Source organism: Mycolicibacter virginiensis (assembly GCF_022374935.2).
GTDB lineage: Bacteria > Actinomycetota > Actinomycetes > Mycobacteriales > Mycobacteriaceae > Mycobacterium > Mycobacterium virginiense.
The window spans coordinates 1,523,210-1,536,322 of sequence record NZ_CP092430.2 but is presented as its reverse complement, the minus strand read 5'-3'; the positions used below and the strand labels follow the sequence as shown (position 1 = coordinate 1,536,322).

Genomic DNA, 13,113 nt, shown 5'->3' with positions numbered 1-13,113 from the left:
ACAAGTGGCCCTTGTGGGCCCGCCGATCAAGGATCGAGGGTCCACAACAGCCGGTAGTAGTCGATGCGCTCCTGGTCTCGTCGGACCCCGTAGGCATCAAGGAGCACATCAGTCCAATCGGCACCGTAGTTCCACTCAGTGCTCCAGGTAGCCACCGCCAAATCGGCCCAGCGATCGGCAATCCCCAGTTCGCCGAGGTCGACGTGCCCCGTGGGGCGCCCCTCGTCGTTCAGCAAAGTGTTCGGTGCACAGGCGTCGCCGTGGCACACCACCAGCCGATCAACCGGGGGCGGATCGGCTACCCGCTGCAACGCCTGCGCGACGGTGAGTCCGGCGAACTCAGCAGGCCACTCGGCCGGATTCAGTTGACCAGAACGGCGATTGGCGTCCGCAACCCGTCGCTCGGCGCTCCAGTCGAACGGACATTCCGCCACGGGCAAGGCGTCGTGCAGCGCCCGCAGTCCCCGTCCGATTCCCGTCACTGCTGGGCCGGGGTCGGCGATCCATCGCGCCGCGACTGCATTGGTGCCAGGCAGGGCCGCGGTGACCAGCCACTGCCCCTCGTCGTTGCTGCCGTGATCGAGTACGCGCGGCACCTGCGTGTAGCCGAGCGCCCATCGCAGTCGCGCCGCCTCGGCGGACAGGTCGATGCCGCTGTCGGCCGGCGACCACTTGATGAAGCGGTGCCCGGCGGCGCCGGTGACCTCGAACGTGGTGCCGCCGACCTCGTTGAGCCACACCGGGCGTGGATCATCGTCACCGGCCAGCTGTCGTACAGCGTCCGGCACCGTCTGCGGCAATTGCGGTGGGCCAGCGATCATCAGGCGGGCTGACCGCCCAGCTTTTCCAGCAACAGCGCTTCGGCGGTGGCGGCGCGTTCCAGCACGCCCAGGTGCAGGCTCTCGTTGATGCTGTGCGCCTGGGTGCCGGGATCTTCCACCCCGGTGACCAGGATGGTCGCCTGGGGGTAGGCGGCGGCGAACTCGGCGATGAACGGGATGGAGCCGCCCATGCCCATGTCGATGGGCTCGACGCCCCACGCCTCGACGAACGCGGCCCGCGCGGCGTCGTACACCGGGCCGGTGGCGTCGATGGCGTAGGGCTGCCCGACATCACCCGGGGTGACGGTCACCTGGGCTCCCCACGGGGCGTGGTGCTGTAGGTGAGCGGTGAGCGCGTCCAGGTGTGCGGCGGCGTCGCCGCCGGGGGCCACTCGCAGGCTGATCTTGGCGCGGGCCCGTGGAATCAGCGTGTTCGATGATGCCGCAATGCTCGTGGTGTCGATACCGATAACGGTGATCGCCGGCTTGGCCCACATTCGCTGGGGCACCGAGCCGGAGCCGATCTCGGTCACTCCGTCCAACAGTCCGGTGTCGGCACGTACGCGCTCGGGCGGGTAATCGACCGGTGCCGCGGTGCCTTCGTGAAGCCCGGCGACCGCGACGTTGCCCTCGTCGTCGTGCAGGCTTGCCAGCAGCCGCACCAGGACGGTCAGCGCGTCGGGCACCACCCCACCCCACAGCCCCGAGTGCAGACCGTGATCCAGCGTCGCGACTTCCACCACGCAGTCGGCCAGCCCCCGCAGCGACACCGTCAGTGAGGGGATCTCGGTGCTCCAGTTGTCGGAGTCAGCGATCACGATCACGTCGGCGCTCAGCGCCTCGCGATGCGCGGCAAGCAGCGCCCCCAGCGACGGCGATCCGGATTCCTCCTCGCCCTCGACGAAGACCGTCACACCGACCGGCGGGTGGCCGCCGTGCGCCCGGAATGCCGCCAGATGTGTTGCGATACCGGCCTTGTCGTCGGCGGTGCCGCGGCCGTAGAGGCGCCCGTCGCGTTCGGTCGGTTCGAACGGCGGTGAATCCCACTGCCCCACGTCGCCTTCGGGCTGCACGTCGTGGTGCGCGTAGAGCAACACAGTCGGGGCACCCGAAGGCGGCGGATAGTGCGCGATGACTGCCGGCGCACCGCCCTCGGCGACGATCTGCACCTGCGGAAAGCCCGCCTGGCTCAGCAGGTCTGCGACACGCTGGGCGCTGCGATGCACCTCGGGTCGTCGCGCAGGGTCAGCCCATACCGACTCGATGCGCACCAGATCCTCCAGATCGGCTCGCACCGACGGCAGGACGTCGTGGACTCGCTGGATCAGTTCACTACGACGAGCAGACATGAAAGCACCCTACGACGCAGTATTTTGGGGGCTTTCACGACTGCTCGGCGTCAATTGATCTCCAGGATCGCGACGGCGGCGGCGGTGTCGGCCTCGTGGGTCAGCGACACGTGGATCGTCACGTCGGCCAGATGCTGCGCTATCTCACCGGAGAGTCGCACCTTCGGGCGTCCCCACGTGTCGGTGACCACCTCGATGTCGCGGTGAATCGCCTCCGGCAGCACCGGTTTCTGCGCAAACCGCGACCCCGACCATGCCTTGATCACCGCCTCCTTGGCCGCCCAGCGGGCCGCCAGGTGCCGCGCCGCCGACGAACTCTTGTCCGAGGCGTCGCGACGCTCCCCGGGGGTGAACGTCTCGGCGAACACCGTCCCGGGTTGGTCGACCTGCTCGGCGAAGTCGGGAATCGACACCAGGTCGATCCCGACACCAACGATGCCCATAACCAGTGACGCTATCCGATGTAGACGTCGCCGTCGCCGAGCCGTGCCGCGGGGTTGAGCAGCATCGCCGACTCCTGGCGCTTCTCCGGTGAGTCGTGGTCGAAACGCCGGTCGGCGGGCCGCTCGTACATCGGCTTGCCGCCGGCGATCGCCGAGGCGAGTCGCCGCTGACCGGCCAGCACCCGCTCGCCGGCTTGCTGCTCGTAGGCCGCGCGCTGGCTCGGGTCCAGCGCCGCCAGGAACGCCGCCGGGTGCACCAGGGCGACCAGACCGGAGACGTGACCGAAGCCAAGGCTGGTGACCAAACCGGCCTTGAGCGGGAACTTCTCCCCCAGCTCCAGCGTCTCGCGCACCCACACCAGGTGCCCGGCGGTGGCCAGCTCGTCGTCGACACAGTCCAGGCTGCGGTTGGGCGGGATGACCCCGTCGCGCAGCACCTGGCACAGGCCCATCATCTGGAAGACCGCCGCGCCGCCCTTGGCGTGCCCGGTGAGGCTCTTCTGGCTGATCACGAACAGCGGCGCACCGTCGGAGCGGCCCAGCGAGTCGGCCAGCCGCTCGTGCAGCTCGGTCTCGTTGGGGTCGTTGGCCAACGTCGAGGTGTCGTGCTTGGAGACCACCGCGATGTCGTCGGCACCCACACCCAGCTTGGCCAGCGAACGGGCCAACATCGAGTCCTTGCCGCCCCGGCCCGCGCCCAGGGCACCCAGGCCCGGAGCGGGGATCGAGGTGTGCACGCCGTCAGCGAAGCTCTGCGCGTAGGCCACCACCGCCAGGACCGGCAGGCCCATCTTGGCGGCCAGGTCGCCGCGGGCCAGCAGAATGGTGCCGCCACCCTGAGCCTCGACGAAGCCCAGGCGGCGCCGGTCGTTGGCACGGGAGAACTTCGAGTCGCTGATTCCCTTCGCGCGCATCATCTCGGTGTCGGCGGTGGCCGCCATGTCACCGAAGCCGATGATGGCCTCCAGGGTCAGGTCGTCGTAGCCGCCGGTGACCACCAGCTCGGCCTTGCCCAGCCGGATCTTGTCGACGCCCTCCTCGACCGAGACCGCCGCGGTGGCACAGGCGGCCACCGGGTGGATCATCGCGCCGTAGGACCCGACGTAGCTCTGGACCACGTGCGCGGCAACGACATTGGGCAGAACTTCCTGCAGGATGTCGTTCGGCTTGGCCCGCCCGAGCAGGTTGCCGTGGTACATGGTCTGCATCGAGGTCATGCCGCCCATGCCGGTGCCCTGAGTGCTGGCCACCAGCGACGGGTGCACCCAGCGCATCAGCTCGGTCGGGGTGAAGCCCGCCGACAGGAACGCATCGACGGTCGCGACGATGTTCCACAGCGCCACCCGGTCGATGGAGGTGGCCATGTCCTGACTGATCCCCCACACCGTCGGGTCGAACCCGGTCGGGATCTGAGCACCCACGGTGCGCGACAGCTTGCTCTTGCGCGGCACCCGAATCTCGGTGCCGGCCTTGCGGATCACCTGCCAATCCGAGGAGTCCGGCACCGGGCGCACCACAGTGTGCTCGGGGTCGAACTCGACGAACGCCCGGGCGTCGGCCTCGCTGGAGACCACGAACGAGAAGTCCTTGTCCAGGAAGACACTGACCAACAGCGGTGAGGCGTGGTCGGGGTCGATCGCGCCGTCATCGACGAACTCGCGAACACCGACGCGTTCCACCACGGCGTCGTGGTAGCGCTCCACCAACTCGGCCTCGTCGACCAACTCACCGGTCGCGGTGTCATACCAACCCGGGGTCGGGTCGTCCTCCCACTTGACCAAACCGGTGGTCCAGGCCAGCTCGAGCACCCCAGCTGCCGACAGCTCTCCGGAGACCTCCATCTCGAAGCGGGTGCGCGACGAGCCCAGCGGCCCCAGTTCGGCGCCACCGACGATGACCACCAGGTCGGCCGGGTCGACGTCGAGGTCGGCCCAGGCCGGCGGGGGTGCCGGAGTGTGGCCGCGCGGCGGACTCGGCAGTGCCGCAATGGTGTTGCCGGCGTCAGCCTCGTCGTCGGCCGCTGCTTCGCTCGTCATCTCCTCACGAGCCCGGGCAGCCAGCTCGGCCATGTCCAGATTCGCCTCGGCCAGGCCACCGGTCAGGTCGGCCTCGATCGGGGCGTTGGCCGCGGCCACCTTGGACTCGACGTTGCACAAGCCCAGCAGCATGGCCGCCATCTGCTCGGTCGAGTAGGTGGTGACGCCAGCTTCCTCGACCGCATCGACGATGACGTCGTTGTGGCCCATCAGCCCCGTGCCGCGAGTCCAGCCGATCAGGGCGTGGGCCAGGCTGACCCGAGAAGCCCACGAGGACTCCGCCTTCCAGCGCGACACCAGCGCGTCCAGCGACGCCTTGGCCTCGCCGTAGGCGCCGTCACCGCCGAACATGCCGCGGTTAGGCGATCCGGGCAGCACCACGTGCAACCGGGAGGCGATGTCGCGCTCGGCGCCGATCTTCGACAGGCCGCCGATGAGGCGCTGCACAGCCCACAGCAGAACCTTCATCTCCATCTCGGCACGCGCACCGGCCTCCGACAGATCGCCGGTGACCCGCGGAGCCGCGAACGGGAACAGCAGCGTCGGGGTCTGCGCATCTTTGAGGTGGATCGACTGCGGCCCAAGGCTTTCAGTCTGCTCGGTTCCGACCCATTCGACCAGTGCGTCGATGTCGGAGTACGACGCCATGTTGGCCGGCACCACCCACAGCGCGGCACCGAACCGAGCGTGGTCACGGTAAAGGTCGCGGTAGAAGCCCAGTCGCTCGTCGTCGAGACGAGACGTGGTGGCGATGACGGTCGCACCGCCGTCGAGCAGCTGCCCGACCACCGATGCCGCGATCGAGCCCTTGGAGGCACCGGTCACCACCGCCACCTCGTCGCTGTAGCGGCCCCGGCCGGGGTTCTCCGCGCCAGCAGCGATCCGGGCGTACAGCGAGCCGTGAATCTGCCGGCCCGAGGCCAGCGCCCGGGCCTGCCACCAGGACGCCTGGGTGGCGACCACGTGGCCGGCACCCTCGAAACGCTCGGCCAGACGCGGCCAGTCGGCGTCGATGTCGCCTTCGTCGACCAGCCACAGCTTGACCAGGTCCTCGCGGGCACTGGCCCAACGGTCGTCGAACAGCACCGCTTTGCGGCCGTCGAAGGCCGGCGCCACCAGGCGCGGCCAGTCCGAACCCAATTCGGCGGTCACCAGGTCGATCAGCTCGCTGTCGGTGGCACCCGCCGGGGCGCTTACCGCGTTGTCGAATCCGAGCTGGCCCAACACCAGCCGGGCCGCTGAAGCGAGCACACCGTCGCGGCCGGTGATCTGGGCGGTGAACTCGCCCAGCGCGGCGGCATCCACGGTCGCGCCACCGCCACCGCCTGCCGATGGCAGGCTGACCGCGACACCGCGGCGTGCGGCGACGGCCTGCACGGCCGCATCGATGACCTTGTCGACGGCCGCGGCGTCGGCCAGGGCGCCCTCGTGCAACCCGCCCAGGGCGCCGCCCCGGACACTGCTGCCCTCGCGGGTCCCCAACGCCACCTCGACGGTGACGTGCTTGGCCCAGCCGTCACCGAGCTCCCAGGTCTTCTTGACCCGTTCGGCGATGGCACCGGGCCGCTTGCCGGACGGTCCGAGAATGGTGCGGAGCTGGTCGTTGATCGCGTCGGTCAGCACCGGGCCGTACGGCTTGTAGGTGCGGGCCAGCTTGGTCACCTGCGATTTCAGCCCGGACAGGTCGGCTTCGGCGGCGCCGTCGATGGCGCCCAGGTTCAGCTCCGAACCCAGGTCCACCAGCAGCTGGTTGCGCCGCGACGATGCGCCGTCGGTGATGGACTCGATGGAGTCCAGCGCCTCGATCTGGTCGATGCGCATCTTGGCGCTCAGCGCGATCAGCGCGCAGGTGGCGTCGGCGGCGTCGAACGCGATGTCGTCGGGGCGCGGAGCTCCCGCCGGAGCTGAGGCGCCAGCCGAAGCGACGGCGGGGGCGACATCAGGCACAGCGCTCCCGTCCGGCGCGGCAGCGTCGGAATCGTCGGCAACCGGCTCATCTTCCGGCTCCGGGTCGGTGTCGGTGGCGAACAGCACGGCGGCATCGCGCTCAGCGTTGAGCACCTCCACGGTGCTGTGGGCGTACTCGGGCAGCTTGAGCGTGTTGGTGGCCAGTCCGGCGACCGTCGGGGCGGTCTTCACCCCGATCTCGACAAACCGTTCCACGCCCAACCCACCGGCCGCCTGCTCGATGAACAGCAGGTCCTGGGTCTCGATCCAACGCACCGGGCTGGCGAATTGCCAAGCCAGCAACTCGATGACGACCTTGCGGCACAGCTCGGCCGGCTTCTCGTTGCGCCAGGTGTCGTAGTTGGCCAGCACCTCGTCGAGCGGCTCGGCCGGCACCAGGTCGCGAATCTCCTGGATGAACTCCCGGTCCAACGTGAACGGCTTGGGCACCAGGTTGGGGATGTAGCGGCCGACGATCAGCGCCGGGTCCTGGTCGCGCGGCATGACCCGCTCCAGCGAACGGCGGAAGTCGTCCACGCCGATGCGCAGCACCTCCGAGTGGAACGGCACATCGATCCCGGGAACCAGGATGAACGAGCGCTTGCCGCCGCTGATCTCGCGGCGCCGCTCGACCTCGGCCTCCAGAGCCTCCAGGCCGGCGACCGTGCCGGCGATCGCGTACTGCGAGCCGCGCAGGTTGAAGTTGACGATCTGCAGGAATTCACCGGTGCGCTCGGCGATCTCGGCGACGAACGCGGTGACGTCGGCGTCGTCGAGGTCGATCTGCGACGGCCGGATGGCGGCCAGTCGGTAGTTGGAGCGACCCATGGCGTCACGTGGCACGATGTCGTGCATCTTCGAGCCGCGGTGGAACACCACCTCCAGCAGCGCTTCCAGCTCGTAGACGCCGCTGACGCAGGCCAGCGCGGTGTACTCACCGACGGAGTGACCGCAGGCGATCGCACCTTCGACGAAGGCGCCCTGCTCGCGCATCTCGGCAACCTGCGCGGCAGCCACGGTGGCCATCGCGACCTGGGTGAACTGCGTCAGGTACAGCACGCCTTCGGGGTGCTGGTAATGCACGCCGGAGGCGATCAGGCTGGTCGGGTTATCGCGCACCACGTGCAGCACCGAGAAGCCCAGGGTTTCGCGGGTGAACTTGTCCGCGGAGTCCCAGACCTTACGGGCGGCCTTGGACCGGGCACGGACCTCCATGCCCATGCCCTTGTGCTGGATGCCCTGACCCGGGAACGCATAGACGGTCTTGGGCGCAGTCAGCCGAGCGGTAGCCGACATGACCAGGTCCGAACCGATCCGTGCGCTGATCTCCAGAACCTCTGCGCCCAGGTCGATTCCGACCCGGTCGACGCGGAAGTCGACGTCATCGCCGGGCTTGACCATGCCCAGGAAGCGCGCGGTCCAGCCGACCAGCCGCGCCGGCGGGCGGGCTTGGCCGTCGGTGGCGGTCACCACATGCTGGGCCGCGGCCGAGAGCCACATGCCGTGCACGATGGGCGATTCCAGGCCGGCCAGCAGTGCTGCGGCCCGGTCGGTGTGGATCGGGTTGTAGTCGCCGGAAACCGCCGCGAACGGCCGCATGTCCACCGGCGCGGTCACGGTGACGTCGCGCCGACGGCGGCGCGGCGTGTCGGTGGCGTTGTCGGAGACGGCACCGCCGGCCCGAACCGGGTCGGTCAGTTCCGCGGCACCGGTGCGTCCGCGGATCGCGAAGCGCTCCTCCAGGGTGGCCAGCACGGTGCCGTCGGCCGCTGCGACCGTGACCGACACCGGGACGACGCGGCCGACCTCAGTGTCGGTGGCCGCCGAAGCCGTTGCGGTGACGGTCAATTCGGCCGGCTCCGCCGGCAGCGCGGCGAGCAGCTGCGCCGCGTGGTCCAGGTGCACCAGGGACAGCAGACCCTCGACAACCGGGAACCCGGCGTCGGTGGTGGCCGAGCCGATGGCGGCGAACACCGCCGGCCAGCACCGGCCGACCAGTGCGTCGGGCACGGTGGACAGTCCCGGTGCAAGCGGCGCGCCGAACGTCGCGGTCACCCCGGTGTGATCGGCGACCTGCTCGGGGTTCCACTCCACGGTGACGGTGGCCGAGCCGTCGTGTACCGGCGGCAGGGCCTCGGGGCCGTCGACACCGGCGGCGATGGCCAGCACCGCGCGCATCGCGGCGGCGGCGTCCTCGGTGGAGACCAGCGGGGTGGCCCCGTCGACGACGGCTGCCGGCACGGTGAAGCGAATGTTGATCCAGACACCCGACAGCGGCACGCTCAGCACGACGTTCGAATCCGAGGCGACTTCCAGTCGCGCTCCGGTCGACGGGTGGGTGGCGGTGCGGTTCTCGTGCACCTGCCACTCGTCGGGGTCGGCGATCCGGTGCACCGGGTTGGTGGCGGTACGGCCGGCCCACAGCACGTCGGGGGCGTCGAGCAGCACGGCCAGCGGGCCGGTCACGTCGGTGCGGCCCCGACGTCGCGCTGTCACCGGGCTGGGCTCGACGCCGGTGGCGAGCACCTGGTCAACTGCCGCCTGCTCGAAGCGATCCAGCAGCTCGCCGACCGGCTCGTCGACCCGGGTGATGCCGGCGACGGCGGTGATGCCGGGGATGATGCAGACCTGCTCGGCGGTGTAGCGGGCGTCGTGCGCCTGCCACAGTGAGTCACTGCGCCACCAACGGCGCACGTCCTTGTCGATCACCGGCACGAAGTTGACCGGCTTGCCGGGCGTCTTGCAGAGCTGGGTGAAGAACGGCGCGTCGGCCGGGTGCAGCCGAACGGTCTCTGCCTCGGGGTAGCGAGCCAGCAGCGCCGCGATGGCCTCCTCGGGGCGCTCCAGGATCGATTGTGCGCCTTCGGAATCGGTGAACAGGGTCTCGATCGGACCGGACTCGAGTTCGTTGAGCCGCGCTTCGGCACGCTGCAGCATCGAACCGAACCGCTCCCGCCACGTGTCGGCCAGCCACGGGCTGTCCGGTGAGGCGGTGTCGGCGGTCGAGTCGCCCGCGCCGATGGCCAATTCCACATAGCGGCGTAGCCACTGCGCGTACGTCATCTCGGTGACATCACCGAAGTAGGGCTTGGCGGTGTCGGCCAGCGCGGCGATGATCTCGTCGCGACGCGCCGCGACCGCGTCGCCGTCACCGGCGACCTCGTCGAGCAGCCGGCCGCACCGCGAGGCGACGTTGTCGATCTCGTGGATGTCGGCACCGAGCTGGCTGCGCGAGGAGGCCATGCCGCCCTGCGCTTTTCCGGCGCCGATCCAGTGGTCGGTGCCCTTGGTGTCGACCAGCATCTGCTTGACTGCCGGCGACGTGGTGGCCTCCAGGGTGGCCATCGCCGCGGTACCGACCAAGATGCCGTCAACGGGCATCAGTGGGAAGCCGTGCTGCTGCGACCAACGGCCGGACAGGTATTCGGCGGCCTGCTCAGGGGTGCCGATTCCACCGCCCACGCACAGCGTGATGTTGGGCTGCGAGCGCAGCTCGGAGTAAGTCGCCAACAGCAGGTCGTCGAGGTCTTCCCAGGAGTGGTGCCCACCGGCGCGGCCACCCTCGACGTGGGCGATCACCGGCGTGGTGGGGACCTCGGCGGCGATGCGGATCACCGACCGGATCTGCTCGACGGTGCCGGGCTTGAACACCACATGGCTGATGCCGGATTCATTGAGCTCGGCGATCAGCTCAACGGCCTCTTCCAGCTCGGGAATGCCGGCACTGATCACCAGCCCGTCGAACGGGGCGCCGGACTGACGCGCCTTCTGCACCAACCGCTTTCCGCCGACCTGCAACTTCCACAGGTAGGGGTCCAGGAACAGCGAGTTGAACTGGACGGTACGACCCGGCTCGAGCAGCGTCGTCAGCTCCGCGACCCGGTCGTTGAAGATCTCCTCGGTGACCTGGCCACCGCCGGCCAGCTCAGACCAGTGCCCGGCGTTGGCGGCCGCGGCGACGATCTTGGCGTCGACGGTGGTCGGGGTCATGCCGGCCAGCAGGATCGGTGAGCGACCGGTCAGCCGGGTGAACTTGGTGTCGAGCTTGACCCGACCGTCGGGCAGCGTGACCACCGACGGGGCGTAGCTCGTCCAAGGCCGCGCGACCTCCGGGACGGCGCCGATGGTGAACAGGTTGCGCTGACCACCGCGGGTGGCCACCGGCACGATCCCAATGCCCAGGCCGCGGATCACCGGCGCGGTCAGTCGGGTCAGGATGTCGCCGGGTCCCAGATCCAGAATCCAGCGGGCGCCCGCGTCATGCAGCGTGGTGACCTCTTCGACCCAGTCGACCTCGCCCACCAGGATCGAGTCGGCCAGCTGGCGGGTCAACTCGACGTCGAGGCCCACCTTCGCGGCCCACTGCGCCACGATCTCGATGCCGTCGGACAGCCGCGGCGAGTGGAAACCGACCTCGACCTGTACCGGTTCGAAGACCGGAGCGAAGACCGCGCCGCCGCGCAGCTTGTTCTTGCGCTCGGCGGCCTCCTTCTCGGCGATCTGCTCGCAGTACAACTCGAAACGGGACAGCTGTTCGGGAGTCCCGGTGATCACCACGGCACGACGACCGTTGCGGATGGACAGCACCGGTGGGAGCACCGTGCGCACATCCTGGGAGAACTCGTCCAGCAGTTGCCGGATGCGCTCGGGGTCGACGTTGGTTACCGACACCATCGGCGGGCGGTCGCCCAGAATCGAAATACCGCGGCGACGGGCCACCAGCGTTCCGGCGGCACCAAGCAGCTGGGCGATCGCGAGCAGCTGCACGTCGGTGGAACCGCCGGCCTTCAGCGACTCGACGGCCAGGATGCCCTGCGAGTGCCCGGCCGCGGCGACGGGCGGCGTGGCCGAAAGATCCAGCCCTTGCCGCTCCAGGGCCCGCATTGCGGCGATCTGAGTCAGCAGTACGCCCGGCACCGACACGGCCGCCGAAGTCAGCTGCTTGGCCGATGGGATGGGGTCCTCTGCCGCCAGCGCCCGCACCCATTGCAGCGGCTCGAAGCCGATCGGCCGGACCACCACAAGTTCCTTGGCAATCGGCTCGAGCAGCAGGTCAGCCTCACCGGCCAGCGTGGCCAGCTCGGTCTCGATGCCGGCCGAAGACACCAGCTCCTCAAGCGACTCCAACCAGGCACTGCCCTGTCCACCGAAGGCGACCGCGTACGGTTCGCCGCCCGTCAACCGGTCCACCAGAGCGGACGAGGCACTGGCGAACCGCCCCGAGCCTGCACCGTCAGCGGAAACCCGGTCGTGTTCGTGGATCGTCACGTTATGTATCTCCCCTGCCGTGGTTAATGTCGCGTCTTCATCGACGGCTGCCGGAATGACCGGCCCATCTGCGGGTTCTCGCGTGTTCGCGGCCGCGCTACAGCCGTAAGAGTGTCATAAGAACCTGTGCCGTTTCGGCAGCAAATTGGTTACTGGTGAGTTCTACGCTCGGGTAACCCAGCCCCGGATATCACGGGGCTCGACGACGGCTGGAACGATCCAGGACAAACGTCCTGCATGCGTGGGGTTACGGTCGAGTAGCCATAACGACGCAGATCAAGGCTGCATTGTTATCTAATCGTTATGTATGAATCAGGCGGGCCAACTGGCTTTGGCGGCGCCGGAGGCTGCGAGCTCGAACGAGCCCGGCGATCCCAGCCCTGCGCAGCCCGACCCGGAGCTAGTTTGCTGGACGGGCGGCGGCCCGGGGCTTGGTCAGACCCACTGACCGAACTGGGGCACCAGGATCTCGTTAATGTCCACACCAACGCCGCCGACCGTGCGCCTGTCGATCTCCACCTGATGCAAGTTGGCCGCCGGATGGGCGACACCGCCGGGTGAACCGAAGTTGTGTTGCCAGAAGCAGGAGCCCAGACCGTCTTGCAGGGCCCACTCAATGGTCTTGGAGTTGGCGTAGACGCCGGTGCGCTCCGGCCCGACCACGGACTGCCAGCCCCGCAGGTAAGGAGCGACCTGCTCTTTGTACTGCTCAAAGGACGGGTTGTCGTCGATGGAGGCGTAGATCGGCGCACTGTCCGGGCCGCCGGCCGCCGTGTGCAACTGTGCGCCACGCTTGGCGTGGTCCACACCGGCGTCCTGGCCGCCCAGCCAGTCCGCGGTCGCCTGCTTTCCGAACTGGTAGCAGGAGACGACCGTGAGTCCGTTCTCCTGCAGGTCACGCGCCTCGGCCAGCTGTATCGGCTTGCCGAGCATCCAGTCAGCGCCGGGCCGACGGTCCGACACATAGCGGATAGCACCGGCAGCGCCGGACGCCTTGATCGCGTCGGCCGACAAGACCCCGGCCGAATAGTCCAGCAGAATGCCCAGCGGCGCCGCCTCGGCGGCGGCGGCGAGCAGCGCCGAAACGCCGGCACCGAAGCCGGCCGCCGCAGGGACCGCCGCGGCGAGTTTGAACACGTCGCGCCGTGAAATCATCACGCGACACAGACTAGGACAGACTTCGGCGCGGTTTTGGCCGGTCACCGGCGAAAACCACGCCGAAATCGTGTGCGACCATAGCCCGTGTCCT

At 69.1% G+C, this 13,113-nt stretch carries 5 protein-coding genes; all 5 read right to left on the bottom strand.

The genetic code is table 11. The annotated features are described in order from the left end of the window. Positions 1 to 26: 26 nt before the first annotated feature. Positions 27 to 821 carry an aminoglycoside 3'-phosphotransferase gene (locus MJO54_RS07545; protein WP_046283821.1) on the bottom strand — a complete coding sequence of 265 codons (795 nt, stop codon included), beginning with the start codon at positions 819 to 821 and terminating at the stop codon, positions 27 to 29. Next, positions 821 to 2,170 carry a dipeptidase gene (locus MJO54_RS07540; protein WP_046283822.1) on the bottom strand — a complete coding sequence of 450 codons (1,350 nt, stop codon included), beginning with the start codon at positions 2,168 to 2,170 and terminating at the stop codon, positions 821 to 823. The genes MJO54_RS07545 and MJO54_RS07540 overlap by 1 nt, the downstream gene beginning before the upstream one ends. Before the next feature lie 50 nt (positions 2,171 to 2,220). After that, positions 2,221 to 2,613, bottom strand: a complete 393-nt coding sequence (gene acpS / locus MJO54_RS07535) for a holo-ACP synthase AcpS (RefSeq protein ID WP_046283823.1) — start codon at positions 2,611 to 2,613, stop codon at positions 2,221 to 2,223. A gap of 11 nt (positions 2,614 to 2,624) precedes the next feature. Next, complete coding sequence (locus tag MJO54_RS07530) at positions 2,625 to 11,864, bottom strand: type I polyketide synthase (RefSeq protein WP_240175770.1); 9,240 nt, start codon at positions 11,862 to 11,864, stop codon at positions 2,625 to 2,627. A gap of 435 nt (positions 11,865 to 12,299) precedes the next feature. Beyond that, positions 12,300 to 13,022: a DUF1906 domain-containing protein gene (locus MJO54_RS07525; RefSeq protein ID WP_105294798.1), complete on the bottom strand. Its 723-nt coding sequence runs from the start codon at positions 13,020 to 13,022 to the stop codon at positions 12,300 to 12,302. Positions 13,023 to 13,113 lie beyond the last annotated feature (91 nt).